13 protein-coding genes are annotated in these 14,731 nt (G+C 69.9%); 6 read left to right on the top strand and 7 right to left on the bottom strand.

The window, feature by feature from the left end:
• Positions 1–12: 12 nt before the first annotated feature.
• Positions 13–1,227 carry an acetyl-CoA C-acetyltransferase gene (locus C4T78_RS33020; RefSeq protein WP_093157826.1) on the bottom strand — a complete coding sequence of 405 codons (1,215 nt, stop codon included), beginning with the start codon at positions 1,225–1,227 and terminating at the stop codon, positions 13–15.
• A 195-nt stretch (positions 1,228–1,422) separates the two neighbouring features.
• Here C4T78_RS33020 and C4T78_RS33015 point away from each other — a divergent pair, with 195 nt between their 5' ends.
• Positions 1,423–2,028 carry a TetR/AcrR family transcriptional regulator gene (locus C4T78_RS33015; protein ID WP_093357029.1) on the top strand — a complete coding sequence of 202 codons (606 nt, stop codon included), beginning with the start codon at positions 1,423–1,425 and terminating at the stop codon, positions 2,026–2,028.
• A gap of 29 nt (positions 2,029–2,057) precedes the next feature.
• Here C4T78_RS33015 and C4T78_RS33010 read toward each other — a convergent pair whose 3' ends face one another.
• Positions 2,058–4,283: an MMPL family transporter gene (locus C4T78_RS33010; protein ID WP_093357028.1), complete on the bottom strand. Its 2,226-nt coding sequence runs from the start codon at positions 4,281–4,283 to the stop codon at positions 2,058–2,060.
• Between the two features lie 724 nt (positions 4,284–5,007).
• Between C4T78_RS33010 and C4T78_RS33005 the strand changes: the two genes are divergently transcribed.
• On the top strand, positions 5,008–5,457 hold the full coding sequence (locus tag C4T78_RS33005) for a hypothetical protein (protein WP_093357027.1): 450 nt from the start codon (positions 5,008–5,010) through the stop codon (positions 5,455–5,457).
• A gap of 39 nt (positions 5,458–5,496) precedes the next feature.
• On the opposite strand, the gene C4T78_RS33000 is transcribed toward C4T78_RS33005, so the two are convergent.
• The 4 genes from C4T78_RS33000 to C4T78_RS32985 form a co-directional block, all read right to left on the bottom strand.
• Positions 5,497–5,964 (bottom strand): HIT family protein, encoded by a 468-nt coding sequence (locus tag C4T78_RS33000; RefSeq protein ID WP_093357025.1) that lies wholly within the window; start codon positions 5,962–5,964, stop codon positions 5,497–5,499.
• A 153-nt stretch (positions 5,965–6,117) separates the two neighbouring features.
• Positions 6,118–7,437 (bottom strand): (Fe-S)-binding protein, encoded by a 1,320-nt coding sequence (locus C4T78_RS32995; protein ID WP_093357023.1) that lies wholly within the window; start codon positions 7,435–7,437, stop codon positions 6,118–6,120.
• Positions 7,437–8,678, bottom strand: a complete 1,242-nt coding sequence (locus C4T78_RS32990) for an FAD-binding oxidoreductase (RefSeq protein ID WP_093357022.1) — start codon at positions 8,676–8,678, stop codon at positions 7,437–7,439. The genes C4T78_RS32995 and C4T78_RS32990 overlap by 1 nt, the downstream gene beginning before the upstream one ends.
• On the bottom strand, positions 8,678–10,165 hold the full coding sequence (locus C4T78_RS32985; protein WP_093357020.1) for an FAD-linked oxidase C-terminal domain-containing protein: 1,488 nt from the start codon (positions 10,163–10,165) through the stop codon (positions 8,678–8,680). Before C4T78_RS32985 ends, C4T78_RS32990 begins: the two co-directional genes overlap by 1 nt.
• Before the next feature lie 676 nt (positions 10,166–10,841).
• Between C4T78_RS32985 and C4T78_RS32980 the strand changes: the two genes are divergently transcribed.
• Genes C4T78_RS32980 through C4T78_RS32965 form a run of 4 tightly spaced genes read left to right on the top strand, consistent with a single transcriptional unit; the run spans position 10,842 to position 13,709 of the window.
• Positions 10,842–11,168, top strand: a complete 327-nt coding sequence (locus C4T78_RS32980) for a hypothetical protein (RefSeq protein ID WP_093157835.1) — start codon at positions 10,842–10,844, stop codon at positions 11,166–11,168.
• On the top strand, positions 11,165–12,334 hold the full coding sequence (locus C4T78_RS32975) for a WXG100 family type VII secretion target (RefSeq protein ID WP_093357019.1): 1,170 nt from the start codon (positions 11,165–11,167) through the stop codon (positions 12,332–12,334). The genes C4T78_RS32980 and C4T78_RS32975 overlap by 4 nt, the downstream gene beginning before the upstream one ends.
• Before the next feature lie 23 nt (positions 12,335–12,357).
• Positions 12,358–13,131: a hypothetical protein gene (locus C4T78_RS32970; RefSeq protein ID WP_093357017.1), complete on the top strand. Its 774-nt coding sequence runs from the start codon at positions 12,358–12,360 to the stop codon at positions 13,129–13,131.
• Entirely contained in the window at positions 13,125–13,709 is a 585-nt protein-coding gene (locus tag C4T78_RS32965; RefSeq protein ID WP_143185998.1) for a hypothetical protein, read from the top strand. Before C4T78_RS32970 ends, C4T78_RS32965 begins: the two co-directional genes overlap by 7 nt.
• 179 nt (positions 13,710–13,888) lie before the next feature.
• On the opposite strand, the gene C4T78_RS32960 is transcribed toward C4T78_RS32965, so the two are convergent.
• The gene (locus tag C4T78_RS32960; protein ID WP_093357015.1) at positions 13,889–14,728 is read right to left on the bottom strand and encodes an oxygenase MpaB family protein; all 840 of its coding nucleotides are present in this window, start codon (positions 14,726–14,728) and stop codon (positions 13,889–13,891) included.
• Positions 14,729–14,731 lie beyond the last annotated feature (3 nt).

Genomic DNA, 14,731 nt, shown 5'->3' with positions numbered 1-14,731 from the left:
GTGATGTGTCCTTCAGCCGATGCGTTCCACGATCGTCGCGATCCCCATGCCGCCGCCGATGCACAGCGTGGCCAGGCCGTAGCGCTGGTTTCGGCGCTCCAGCTCGTCGATCAGGGTGCCCAGGATCATCGCCCCGGTGGCGCCCAGCGGGTGTCCCATCGCGATCGCACCGCCGTTGACGTTGACCTTCTCGTGGCTGACGCCGAACTCCTTCATGAACTTCAGCGGGACGGCGGCGAAGGCCTCGTTGATCTCCACCAGGTCGATCTGGTCGATGCTCAGCTCGGCCTTGGCCAGGGCCTTGCGCACGGCCGGTCCGGGGCCGGTCAGCATGATCGTCGGGTCGGCACCGCTGAGCGCGGCGGCGACGATGCGGGCGCGCGGGCGCAGACCGGTGCGCTCGCCGAGCGCTTCGCTGCCGATCAGGGCGAGGGCCGCGCCGTCGACGATGCCAGAGGAGTTGCCCGCCGTGTGCACGTGATCGATGCGTTCGATCCAGTGGTACTTCTGCAGCGCCACGGCGTCGAACCCGCCGAGCTCGCCGATGTCGGCGAAGGACGACTTCAGCCCGCCTAGGCTGTCGGTGGTGGTGTTCGCGCGGATGTGCTCGTCGCGGTCCAGGACGACCTGGCCGTTGCGGTCGCTGACCGGCACCACGGAGCGGGCGAATCGGCCGTCGGCCCAGGCCTTGGCGGCGCGGGTCTGCGACTCCGCGGCGTAGGCGTCCACCGTGGTCCGGTCGAAACCCTCGATGGTGGCGATGAGGTCGGCGCCGATGCCCTGCGGCACGAACGCCGTGTCGTAGTTCGTCTCGGGGTCCAGCGCCCAGGCGCCGCCGTCGGAGCCCATCGGCACCCGCGACATGGACTCGACGCCGCCGGCCAGCACGGCGTCCTCCCAGCCGGAGCGCACCTTCTGCGCGGCGATGTTGACGGCCTCCAGGCCCGAGGCGCAGAAGCGGTTGAGCTGCACGCCGCTGACCGTCTCCGGCAGCCCGGCGGCCAGCGCGGCGGTCTTGGCGATGTCGCCGCCCTGGTCGGAGACCGGCGAGACGACGCCGAGCACGACGTCGTCGATCAGCGCGGGATCCAACTCGGGATGACGGCGCTGCAGCTCCTGGATGAGGCCCACGACCAGGCTGATCGGTTTGACCCCGTGCAGCGACCCGGTTTTCTTGCCGCGACCGCGCGGTGTGCGGATCGCGTCGTAGACGAACGCCTCGGACATGTGCGGCGTGCCTCCTCGTTGCGGCAGGTACTCCACTCAGAGTGTGACACCAATGCTGTCACAGTCAATGGCTGTCGCACCGCCATCTCGACCGGTTCCAGCCCGACGCGTGACAGCATGGGAACCTTCCTGTCATCCGCAGCCCGCACCGGCCGCGACTCCGCGCAGGTTAGTGTCGGCGGAGGAGGTGACGGGATGACGGACCAGCAGCAGCAGCGGCGGCGGCAGGCGCGGGGCGAGCGGCGCATCGAGCTGCTGCTGGACGCCGCGGCCGAGGTGTTCGGGGAAGTCGGCTACGCCGCTGCCACCACCAACGCGATCGCGTCCCGAGCGGGGTCCTCCCCTGGTTCGCTCTACCAGTTCTTCCCGAACAAGGAGGAGATCGCCCGGGCCCTCGCCGAGCGGTACCTGCGGCAGTTGCAGGAGGCGCACCGCACCGCGTTCGCCGCGGAGAACGCGAGTCTCCCGCTCACCGAGCTGATCGACTCCATCCTGGATCCGATGATCGACTTCAACCTGTCGAACCCGGGGTTCCAGGCTCTGTTCAACACACCGGACGAGGTGGCCCGCAAACCCCTGCACATCAGTGAAGCGGTGATCGACCGGCTGAGCGCGATCTTCGCGGCGCGCGCCCCGGGACTGCCGCGGGACCAGCGGATTCGCACGGCCCGACTGCTGGTCGGGGTGTTCCGGGGCGCGCTGCCGTTGATCACCTCGTCATCGGGCCCGGAGCGATCTGCCGTGCTCGGCGACCTCAAGCGGATCTTCCACGACCACCTGGAGCCCCTGATCGGCGCATGATCCGGGCAGTCCGCCCGCGAGCCCGGACATCACCCGACCGGGGCCGGGCCGGACTCGCTGATCCCGAAGCGGGTGTGAATCCGCTTCAGCGGCGCCGGGGCCCACCAGTTCGCGGCGCCGGCCAGCCGCATGAACGCGGGCACCAGAACCGCTCGGATCAGCGTCGCATCGACCAGCACGGCCAGCGCCAGCCCGACCCCGAGCATCTTCAGGAAGATCACGCCGGAGGACGCGTACGTCGCGAAGGACACGGCGAGGATGGCCGCAGCCGCCGTGATCAGCGGCGCGCTGCGCTCGATGGCCACCGCGACCGCCGTCTCGTTGTCGCCGGTCCGGTCGTACTCCTCCTTGATCCTGGACATCATGAACACCTCGTAGTCCATCGACAGCCCGTAGGCGATGCAGAACATCAGGATCGGGATGCTGGTTTCCAGCGTTCCGGTCGCGGTGAACCCGAGGATCCCGGACAGGTTGCCCTGCTGGAAGATCCACACCAGCGCGCCGAACATCATGGTCAGACTCAGCAGGTTCAGCAGGGTGGCCTTCAGCGGCAGCACCAGGCTTCCGGTCATCAGGAACAGGATGACGAACGTGATGCCGAAGATGACCGACAGCACCAGCGGCAACCGCTCCAGCATCGCTTGCCGGAAGTCCGACAGTTCGGCGGGATACCCGCCCACCTGCACGGCGAACGGCGGGGGGACGTCGCGGACGTCCTGCACGAACCCCAGCGGATCGGCCTCCATCACCGCCGTTTCGGGCACCACCGACAGCCAGGTCCCGGTGTCGCTGGTGAACCGGTCGTGCTCGACCGGGTCGGCCGGCCGGAACTCACCGTCGGCGTACCGGCCGAGCATCGTGTCGACCTGCGCCACTCCCTCCACTCGCGACAGCGCGGTGGCGTACGAGTCGACCTGACCGCGCAGCGCGTCCGGGGCACCGACGTCGGCTGCGATCAGGTGGACGGCGTCGGATTCCTCGATTCCGAAGTTGGCCCGGATCTCCTCCGACACCTGCCTGCTCGATGCCTCCGGTGGCAGGACCCGGTCGTCGGGCAGCCCGAACCGGAGGCCCAGGATCGGCGAGCCGAGCAGCAGCAGCACCGCGACCACCGCGCCGCCGAAGGTGGCCGGGCGCCGCATCACGGTGATCGCCGTGCGGTGCCAGAAGCCCTGTCCGCCGCGCGGACTGCGCCCGCGCACCCCGGCACCGATGCGGCCGCCGACCACGGCCAGCGCCGCGGGCAGGGTGAAGAGCACCCCGACGATGCTGAACAGCACCACGAAGAAGCCCGCGTAGGCGAACGACCGGAGGAAGGGGAACGGGAACAGCAGCAGGCCCAACAGCGAGATCGCCACGGTGAGGCCGCTGAACAGCACCGTCCGCCCGGCGGTCTGCATGCTGACGACGATCGCCTGGTGCGGCGAAACGCCTGCGCGCAGCCCTTCCCTGAAGCGGTTGATGATGAACAGGCAGTAGTCGACGCCGAGCCCCAGGCCCATCGCGAGGGTGATGTTGAGCGCGAAGGTGGAAACTTCGGTGACCGTGGCCGTCAACCGCAGCGCCGCCACCGTGCTCACCATCGCGAACACGCCGGTGCCCAGCGTGAGCAGTGCGGCCGCGAACCCGCGGAACACCAGGACGAGCAGCACGAACACCATCGGGAAGATCAGCATCTCGGCCCGGACGAAGTCCTGCCCCGCCTGCGCCCCGACCTGCCGGAAGACCTCCTCCCGCCCGCCGACACCGACCGCGATGTGGCTGTCGTCCTTGGTGAACTGCGGTGAGAGCTCGCCGAGGATGCCACGCGTCTGCGTGGCGTCGCCCGGCACTCGCGCCAAGACGAGCGCCTGCGCGCCGTCTGCGCTCTTCAGCGCCGGGCTCGCTCCGCGCGACCAGTAGGAGCCGGCTTCGGCCACTTCGGGGCGCGCGGCCAGCTCGCGGGTCAGCGCGAGTCCTGCCGCGACCACGGCCGGGTCGTCGACGTCCCCGCTCTTGGCCGTCACCAGCAGGGCCATGTTCGGCCCTCCAGTGCCGAACTCGCGCTCGAGCACCTCGGCGGCCACCAACGACTCGCTGCCCGGAGCTTCGAAACGGGACAGCGACAGCGCGCTCAGCGCGCCTGCGGCGCTGAGCAGGGCAACCGCGAAGATGACGAGGCTCGCGGCCAGCACCGGCCAGCGACGTCGGATCACGAACCGGCCGAGCCTCGCCAGCATCGGCTCGCGGGGCGGACTGCTGCCGGAATCAAGCATCACGGTCCTTCTCCCAAACAGGTCTGGAGGCGATTTCCACGACGACAGAAAACACGAGCAAACACTCGTGTTTGCAAAATGCGAGTAAACACTCGCAAATGTGAAGTCGGGGTGAAGCCAGCAGAGGAACAGGACCGCGGCGGAGGTGCGGGTGGACAGCCGGGAAGTCATCGACACCGCGCTAGGACGGGGCCGAGGGCAGTGGTTCCGGGTTCGGAGGCAGGCGGCGAAGCATCGACAGGACGTCTTGATCCGGTACCCGCACATCGCGGGCGACTCGACGGCGCCGGTGGCCGAGCACGCCGCGTCGTGCGGGGCGTGATCGGCCACCGAGGATGCCGCCGTCGCCCACGGCGCGGTGGTCTCGTGCCCGGCGCTGTAGAGCTGGAGCGAGAACTTGCCGTTCGCGGTGATGCCGCTGAAGTGGAAGCGCCCGTTCTCGTCGGTGACGGTGACCGGCCTTCACCAGATTCGACGTGCGCGGCGATCCCGGTTCGCCCTCGTCGGTGGAGGAAGGGATTGCCTCACCGGCGCAGGTCCGGCGGCGCGGGTGACAGGAAGGTTCCCATGCTCGCACCGGCTCGGTCGGTGGCCGCGCGGACGGAACCCGGCGGGCTCCGGGAGTGAGAGCTCGGCTTCACCACCAGCGCGAACGGGTCTCCCAGGGCGCGGCCCCGGGTAGGCTCCCGCGGCGGGGAGAGCCGGGTGAGCGGGGAGGCGGAGCATGACCAGGTCCGATGTGCGGAAGGGCTCGGCGAGGTCGAGGTTCTGGTTCGGGATCCTGATCACCATCGTCGCCGGGTGGCTCACCTTCATCTCGGTGCAGATCTACGCGAACCCGGACAACTTCGGCCGCGGCGCGGCGAGTCCCGAAGAGCTCCGCGGCAAGGTCGACGAAGCGCTCGCGGCATCGGACCCGGAGAAGCTACTCGCCGCCTTCGCCCGCGGGGCGGACGCCGACGGCGAATACGCCAAGGCCTACCTCGACAAGTGGAACGCGGTGGAGAAGAGCGGCACCACCGTCGACCTCGTCCGGGCCGGAGACGCGCAGGCCGTGGTGGCGCGGTTCACCGCGGGCGGCACCGCGCTCTGCTCGGGCTGGAACATCGCCTGGGACGGCGAGCGATTCGTGCTGGATCCGGCGCCCGCAATCCTGCCCAGCTCCTGCGGCTGACCGTCGCGCGCTTGCGAGGATGGGAACCTTCCTGTCACCTCAAGCGCCGAGCACCGCCCGGTAGCGGGTGCAGATCGCGGCCACCGCTGCTTCGTCCGGCATGTCGGCTTCGGTGAACATCGCCATCTGCAGGGCGGGCCCGTAGGCGTCGTACTGGTTCATCAGTTCGCGGGTGGCGGGCTGCACGACGAAGTGGATGTGCCCCGGCACGCCGCCCGAGTGCGACCACAGGCACGCGTAGACCTGCTCCGGGAGCAGTACTTCCTCGATCGCGGCGGTCACCCGACGCAGGAGCGGTCCGAGTTCGGCGCTCTCCTCGGCGGTCAGCTCCGCGATGTGCAGGACGTGGCGGCGCGGTTTGACCACCAGCGTGCCGACGCCGAGCGGGCCGATGCAGTGCTCCACCAGCCACAACCGGGTCGCGTGCACCCGGCCGCCCGGGAGGTGGGTCGCGCCGGAGGAAAGGTCGCAGGCCAGGCAGCCGGACTGCCCCTCCTGGTCGGTCAAAGGTCGTCCCCTCGTGGTCGCCGGGTCGCGGCCGCGCTGCGGCGTGACAGGAAGGTTCCCATGCTCGCAGGTCGGTGACAGGAAGGTTCCCATGCTCGCACCGGCGGACATCGCGGCGGCGAGGCCTTCACCGGCCCCGCCGTCGCCGTCGGGTCAGCCGCGCAGCAGTGACTCCACGCCCAGCCCGCGGATCGATGCGTCCAGGACCTGGACCGTGTGCGCCATGGCCAGGTTCTCGCCACGGCGCTCCAGCGCGGTGCGGATCTGCATCGAGCAGCCCGGGTTGGCCGTGACCAGCAGGCGCGCTCCGGTGGCCAGGACGTGGTCGGCCTTGCGATCGCCCAGTTCCCGCGCCGGTTCCGGTTGGAGCAGGTTGTAGACGCCCGCCGAACCGCAGCACAGTTCGCCGCGGCTGATCTCGCGGATCTCCAGGCCGGGGATCGCGCGCAGCAGTTCGCGCGGTTGGGAGCGGATGCCCTGGCCGTGCGCGAGGTGGCAGGCGTCGTGGTAGGCCACCTCGACCGGGAGCGGGTGGCGTTCGGCGACCGGGCCGAGTTCCACCAGCAGCTCGGCGATGTCGCGCACCCGGGCCGAGAACTTCTCGGCTTTCGCCGCGTATTCGGGGTCGTCCTGCAGGAGCCGCGGGTATTCCTTGAGCGTTGAGCCGCAGCCCGCCGAGTTGATGACCACGTAGTCCACGTTGGACCGCTCGAAGACGTCGAGCAGATCGCGCGCGAACTTCACCGCTTCGGCTTCCCGGCCAGAGTGCTCGCTGAGCGCTCCGCAGCAGCCCTGGGCGCGGGGGATCACGACGTCGCAGCCCTCGGCGGCGAGGATGCGGGCCGTCGCGGCGTTGACGTCGGGGAAGAAAGCGCTCTGTACGCAGCCGGTGATCATGCCGATGGTGGCGCGCCGCTTGCCCCGCGCCGGAACCCGGTGGCCGAGCTTGGGCGCGCGCTTGATCGGCGGCGCCAGCGATTCCATCGCCTGCAGGCCTTCGGGCAGCTTCGCCATCAGCCCGGACTTCTTGGCGAGTTTGCCGAGGCCCAGCCGCTGGTAGAGCGCCAGCGGCCCGCGCAGCGCGCTCAGCCGCCGCGGGTACGGGAACAGCGTGAAGATCGCGGTGCGCATGAGGCGCTCCCACTTGCCGCGCTCGTGCCGCCGCTCAACCTGCGCACGCGTTTCGGTGATCAGCGTCCCGTACTGAACACCGGACGGGCAGGCGCTCACGCACGCCATGCAGCCCAGGCAGGCGTCGAAGTGCCCGACCATGGTGTCGGTCAGGGGCTCGCCTTCCAGGCCTTCCTTCATCAGGTAGATGCGGCCGCGCGGCGAGTCCATCTCCTCGCCCCACAGGTCGTAGGTGGGGCAGGTCGGCAGGCAGAACCCGCAGTGCACGCAGTCGTCGACGAGTTCGCGCTGCGGCGGGTGGTGGGCGTCGAAGGCTCCTGGGCGGGCCGGGGTCTCGGTCATCAGATTCCTCCCACGAACCGGCCCGGGGCGAGCCGGTGCTCCGGGTCGAACTGGTCCTTGGTGCGGCGCATCAACGTCAGCAGCCCCGGCGCGACCGGCCCCCACGGGTCGATCTCGGCGAGAACGGCTCGCGGTGCGCGCTCCACCACCGCGTACTCGCAGCGGGCCCGCAGCGCGGTGACGAGTGCGGCGACCGCGGCCGGTTCGGTGTCGGCGGGCAGGCCCGCGTGGAGCACTCCGAGCCCGGCTGCGCCGCGAGTCGTCACCGGGAGCCCGTCTGCGGCGTCCTGGACAGCGGCCAGCAGGTGCGGCAGCTTCGCCGGTTCGGCAGCCACGCGCACGCCGGTTCCGGCCGGCTCGAACGGGTGACTCCCCCACCACTCCGGGGCTTGTTCCAGCACCCGCGCCCCGTGGCCGAGCGCCGCGGCCAGCTCGGCGGCCCGGTCGTGCGTCGCCGTCGGGCGGCCTTCGAGCTGCGCGCACACGGTGATCGGCCCATCGGGCCGGGGGCGGTCGAGCTCGATCGCGGTGGGCACCGCCTGCGAGTGCCGGATCTCGTCGGCCAGGGCACCGGCCGTTGCCGGGTCGGTGGTGGTGGCCGAGATCCAGCGGTGCTCGGCGGCCACCGGGTGGAGGCGGAACACCGCCTCGGTGATCACGCCGAGGGTGCCGAAGGAGCCGGTGTAGAGCTTGCCGATGTCGTAGCCCGCGACGTTCTTGACCACCTTGCCGCCCGCCGTGGTCACCGTCCCGTCGGCGCGCACCACGGTGATGCCGATGAGCAGGTCGCGCACCCCGCCGAAGAGGTGGCGGCAGGGGCCGGAGGTGCCGGTGGCGACGACCCCGCCCACGGTCGCGGTCGGCAGCGGCTGGTCGATCGCGAGCTGCTGACCGGCCGCGCGCACGGTTTTGCCGACCTCGGCGATCGGGGTGCCGGCCAGGGCGTGCACGACGAGATCGCCCGCTGCGTGCTCGACGATGCCGGTCGCCGCGGAGACGTCGAGCAGCAGGTCGACTGCCGTCGGCGCGGCTCCCCAGTCGAGCTTGCTGCCGGAGCCCTTCGGCACCACCCGCAGTCCGTGCTCGGCGGCCACCTTCATCGCCGCCGAGGCGCGTTCGGTGCTGTCCACCGTGGCCACCCATTGTGGACGGACACCGCACACCTCGTCCGGTTCGGCGCCGTCGCGCACGTTATCCGCGCCCAGCGCGGCGGCGAGCGCGTCCTTGGTCGTAGTGGGCATCAGAACTGGTCCGCCAATCCCGCTTCGGTCAGTGGGTGCACGCCGCGGCGGGGCCCGGGAACCTCGCCGCAGAGCCTCGGGGTCGGGAACACCTTGCCCGGGTTGCAGATCCCGGCCGGGTCGAAGGCGCAGCGCACGCGCTGCATGGTGTCCAGGTCGTCGGCGGTGAACATGCGGCCCATGTACTTGACCTTGTCCGCACCGACGCCGTGCTCCCCGGTGATCGAGCCGCCGTGCTCGATGCACAGGTCGAGGATCGCGCCGGAGACCTGCTCGGCGCGCTCGTTGGCGCCGGGCTCGGAGTCGTCGAAGAGCACCAGCGGGTGCAGGTTGCCGTCGCCCGCGTGGAAGACGTTGGCGACGCGCACCCCGGATTCGGCGGACAGCCGGGCGATGCGGCCGAGCACCTCGGGCAGCGCCGTCCGCGGGATCACCCCGTCCTGCACGATGTAGTCGGGGCTGATGCGGCCGACCGCGGCGAACGCGGACTTGCGGCCCTTCCAGATCATCGCCCGCTCGTGGTCGTCGGCGGCGACCCGGATCTCGAATGCCCCGTGCGCCCCGCAGTGCCGCTCCACCTCGGCGAAGGTGTGCTCGACCTCGGCGGCCGGACCGTCCAGCTCGACGACCAGCACCGCGCCCGCGCCTTCCGGGTAGCCGCAGTGCACGGCCTGCTCGGCGGCCTCGATGGCCAGGGCGTCCATCATCTCGATCGCGGCCGGGGTGACGCCGTCGGCGATGATCGCCGACACCGCCGCGCCCGCCTCGTCGGTCGACGGGAACCCGGCGAGCAGCGTCTGCACGGACTCGGGTTTGCGCAGCAGCCGCACGGTGATCTTGGTGACCACGCCGAGGGTGCCTTCGCTGCCGATGAACGCGCCGAGCAGGTCGTAGCCGGCGGTTTCCCGCGCAGGCCCGCCGAGCTCGACCACCTCCCCGTCGGGCGTGACGACTTCGAGCGCGAGGATGTGGTTGGTGGTGAACCCGTACTTGAGGCAGTGCGCCCCGCCGGAGTTCTCCGCGACGTTGCCGCCGACCGAGCAGACCTGCTGGCTGGAGGGGTCCGGCGCGAAGTAGTAGCCGCGGCCCTCCACGGCCCTGGTGACGTCGAGGTTGATCACGCCGGGCTCCACCACGGCGCGCTCGTTGTCCAGGTCGATCTCCAGGATCCGCCGCATCTTCGCGGTCACCACCAGCACGCCGGAGGAGTGCGGCAGCGCCCCACCGGACAACCCGGTGCCCGATCCGCGCGCCACGAAGGGCACCTGGTGCTCGGCGCAGATCCGCACGATGTCGCGAACCTGCTCAGCGGTCTCGGGCAGCACCACCACGGCGGGCACGACGCGGTAGCTGGCCAGGCCGTCGCACTCGTAGGTGCGCAGCTGCTGCGGATCGGTGATCACCATGTTCGGCGGCAGCGCGGCGCGGAACTGCTGCACGACTTGTTCCAGCGCGCGCTGCTCGGTCTCGGTGCTGGTCGACTGCATTGCTCAGCCTCCCGGAGATATTCCGCCTTGCGGAAAACCCGTTCCGTTCAAGGCGGAACCTTATGTTGTTCACAACATAGATACAAGAGGTGGACAAGACTGCCCGCACGATCTGATTGTGCCCCCGGCGGGCGCGCGAAACCCACCTGGCGCGCGCTCCGGCGACAGGAAAGTTCCCATGCTCGCACCAGGCCGACCCGCCGGACAGCGCCGACCGGACACCCTGACGCCGACGACATCGGCCGCACGGAGGCGACAGGAAGGTTCCCATGCTCGCATCCGGATCGATAGAAATGACCGGAAGATCCCTTACGCGCATTCTCGGGAAGTGGATGACAGGAAGGTTCCCATGCTCCACCCCTGAAGTGCCGAGAATGTCCGAGACGTTCCTTTGCGCACACTTCCGGAGGGTGCGGTGACAGGAAAGTTCCCATGCTCGCAGCCCAGAATGCCGGGAAGGACCGAAAGATCCGCTATGCGCATTGCTGCGGTTCGAATGCCGGGAAGGCCCCCTTGATGTCGCCAAATCCCCAGGTAGGCTGTTCCGAACATCATTTCCCGGCGGTCCGGCCCGGAGCGGCAGGACTCCGCGGAATCGGCCGGAACCGACAGCGCCCGAACAACGTCGAAGCCGATGAGACTCGGCAATCAGACGTTCTTACTCGAGGGGGACACCGTGGGTGGCGAGCTGAAGATGACGCCCGGCACGTTGTCCGGGCACGGCAGCGGCTCGGAGAGCTTGGCCGACAAGTTCGGGCAGCTGGCCCAACTGCTGGAGCAGGCGCGGACCGACGACCAGTGCTTCGGTCCGATCGGCAACGCCGTGGGCATCAGCGACAAGTACTTCGAGACGCTGCAGGGCTGCCAGGAGATGGCCCAGAAGGCCCAGCAGTTCCTCACCGAGACCAAGCAGGCGCTCGAAGACACCGTCAAGGACTACGACGAGACCGAGCAGCAGATCATCGAAATGCTGAACAAGGCCGGGGAAGGACTTGCGGGATGAGCGGGCCGGGAACCTTCGAAGAGCTGAACCAGGGCGATGCCACCCGCAAGAACTGGGCAGAGCAGACCCTGACCCGCGGCTCGTCCGCGGCCAACGCCGCCTACGGCATGCGGGACGCGGCGATCAACACAAACGGCGGCAACCTCGCGGACGGCTCAGCCGCACCCGAGTGGACCTCCGCGGTCATCTCGGCGCGCCAGGAGCAGATGGAGCTGCTGTCCAACCCCGGCCAGGCGCTGCTGGACAACGGCCTCGGCTTCCTGGTGTCGATCGTGATGACGCCGCTGATCGAGATCGCCGAGCAGGCCATCGGCGACCCGGAGCAGATGCGCGCCACCGGCAAGGGCTGGGAGCAGGTCGCGCAGTGGCTCGACGAGGTCGCCGAGCAGGAGCCCAAGCGCGCTGAGGCGACCGCCGAGACCTGGGTCGGCGAAGACGGCAACGCCTTCCGCAAGCAGATGACCGAGTTCGGCGAAGGCACCAAGGCGCTGGCCGAGGACGTCCGCGGGCTCAAGGAGACCCTCGACGGCATTGCGGACATGTTCGACATGTTCGTCCAGTTCGTCATCGACCTGCTCACCGAGCTGATCATCAGCCTGATCATCCAGTGGCTGGCCGCGCTCGCCGCGTCGTGGATCACCGCGGGCGCCTCGGTCGGGGCCGCCGGCGCCACGACGACCGCGTCGGTCGGCATCACCGGTGGCCGGATCGCCATGCAGGTCGCGAAGATCCAGGCCCAGCTCTACAAGTGGCTGAAGAAGCTCGAAGAGCTGCTCAACCGGATCCGCGAAACCGGCAGGCTCGGCCGGCTGCTCACCCGGCAGATCTCCAAGAGCAAGATCGAAACGGTGAAGGACCCCAACACCGGTGAGGTGCTGCGCGAGTTCGCCACCTCCAAGACCAGCAACGTCTTCATGAAGAGCCAGGGGCTGCACAAGACCGGTGAGGAGGCGCTGGCCGCCAACCTCGCGGGCAAGGCGATCGGCGGCGTCCTCGGCGGCTCGTCCAGCCTCGTCGGCGCCGGGGTCAACGCCGTTGCCGATACAGTCACGGGTCAGGCGGTCAAGGAGATCCCCAAGGCGATGTACGACGAGGCGGACCAGCGGATCAGCGGCGAGCTCACCCCCGAGGAGAGCAAGGCCGCGCAGGAGAAGGGCTTCTCATAACCGCGATGCGGACGGAATAGCGGATGACCTACAACTTGGAACACCTGGTCCTGAGCGCCAGATCTTGGTGGTGCAAGCCGGGCGAGCCCATCACCTGGGCTTTCCTGGATCCGTTCCACATTCCGCTGTTCGAGGTGGCCGGGCTGGACGAGCACGGCAAGCGCAAGCGCGGCTTGGCGGCCCGGGCGCTGTTCCAGGCCGGTGCGCTGTCGATGCGGGTCTCCGCCGTCTTCAACTCGGTCGACGAGCAGGCCGATGACCGGAACTCGCCGTCGGCCATCGTCTCCGCGCGCGACGCCGACTCCCTGGCCGTGCGAATGAGCGGCACCTCCGGTGACAAGTCGCCCGGTGAGAAGCCGGGGATCCTGGTGGCGACGCCGACCCGGCTGGCGCTGCTGGAGATCGCCGAATTCCCGGAAGGGTCCCGCGACTGGCTCGACAAGGGCATGGACAAGGTCATGCAGGTGACCGGCCCGGTCGGCAGGTTCGCCGACGACTTCGCGGGCGCCATGCACAGCACGGTCAACAGCAAGGGGCGGTTCTTCGACCACGGGGCGCAGGTCCAGACCCCCGAGGTCGTGGAGAAGGCCTGCATCGGCATGGACCAGGTCACCGGGTACGACGTCGGTGAGCGCACCTTCCGGAGGCCGGGCTACGACAAGGACGATCGCAGCGGGAACTACCTGCAGATCACCTTCGCGGACCAGTCCCGACTCGATCTCCGGATTCCGTCGAAGGCCGACCCGAACCGGGCGCTCCAGCTCGCCCGCAACACGCTCGGAGGATCGACTTGGTAGCCAGGCCGGCTGACGTGGTGAAGGTGGCCGAGCACGGCTGGCTGCAGCGCGGTGAGTCGTTCCACCGGATCTTCGAACGCCGACCGGGCTATCTGGCATCCACCGTGGCCGGTCGGACCAGCGTTCCGCACACACCGGTCAACCCGGTGCCGAAGTGCACCCAGGAGGTGTCGGAGACCTACTTGAAGCCCTCCGAACTCACCGCTCGCGGTGACCACTTGGGCGACGAGTGGGTGCACGACTCGGGAATTCGCGGCTGGGCGAGCGCGGCCGACGGCGGTCGGCTGGCCGTCCAGGTCGCCGATGTGCTGGCCGCGGGCAACGGCTACGCCTGGCTGGTCGCGACCGACCAGCGCATCGCGGTGGTCATCCCGGCGCGGTTCGTCGATCTGCCGCCGCACCAGATCCCGCCACCGGCACCGCTGCCCGGACTGAACACGTCGCTGATCACGTGGTGGCAGCAGCCGCCGAACGCGGTGGCCGGGATCCGCGACGTGCTGCTGGGGCGGACGATCGCCGGTGACCCGTTCGTCTCGATCGACTTCGCCGACGGCTCCAACCTGCTGCTCCGCCAGTGACGCTGCCTCCCCGGCGGGACGGGAACGGCGCTCGGCTGACAGGAAGGTTCCCATGCTCCACCGCGCTCGCCGGTGGATGGCAGGAAGATTCCCTTCCTGCACCTCCGCACGCCTGGCGTGACAGGAAGGTTCCCATGCTCGCAGTCCGGTGACAGGAAAGTTCCCATGCTTTCAAGGCGTCACAGGCGGCTGGGGACTCCGGCGGTGGGCGCAGCCGCCTGGCCGAGCCGGTCCAGCGCGCGCTGGACGTGGTCGCCCGGGTAGCGGAAGCGCACCCGGTCCGGGACTGCCAGTCCCGCCGCGCGGAAGCCGCGCAGTCCGGCCGCGACCACCGGCGCTGGGTACGCCGGGCGACCGTGGACGCGGCGCGCCCAGTCCGGCAGGACCGAGTACGCCAGGTGCCCGAGCGGCAGGTAGCCGAGGTTCACCGGGAGCAGCCACCACGGCGCGAACGGGCGGTGCAGGAACCGGTAGATCAGGTCGGAATCGTCGGTGCGGCGCAGCTGCGGTCGCATCCGCGCGAAGTAGGCCGCCATCTCCCGGCCGGATCCGGGCACTTCCGCGGGATCCAGCCCGACCAGTGCGGCCGACCTGCGCTGTTCGTCGAAGTACTGGTCCAGCTGGGCGGTGGTCAGCGGGAAGCCGGCGCGGCGCACCACCCCGGCGAAGGCCGTGACTTCCGCGCAGTGCACCCAGCGCAGCAGCTCGGGTTCGTCAAGCCTGATCTGCTCGCCGGTCCGGCGGTCGATGCCCCGCAGCTTGCGGTGCACGCCGCGAACTCGCGCCGCCGCCGTCTCGGCTTCGGCGGTGGTGCCGTAGGTCGTGGTGGCGACGAAGTCGCCGGTGCGCTGGAGCCGCCCCAGCGGGTCGTCCTGGAACCGCGAGTTCTGCACCACGGCGGCCACCGCTCGCGGGTGCAGCGCCTGCAGGTAGAGGCCGCAGATCCCGGCGATCCACATCGCCGGATCCGCGTGCAGGTGCCAGGTCACGGTGCGCGGCCCGAACAAGCCCTCGTCCACTGG

Source organism: Saccharopolyspora kobensis (genome assembly GCF_900108315.1).
GTDB classification, from domain to species: domain Bacteria; phylum Actinomycetota; class Actinomycetes; order Mycobacteriales; family Pseudonocardiaceae; genus Saccharopolyspora; species Saccharopolyspora kobensis.
Note: the sequence above shows the minus strand (reverse complement) of the source record. Positions and strands in the feature narration are given on the sequence as shown.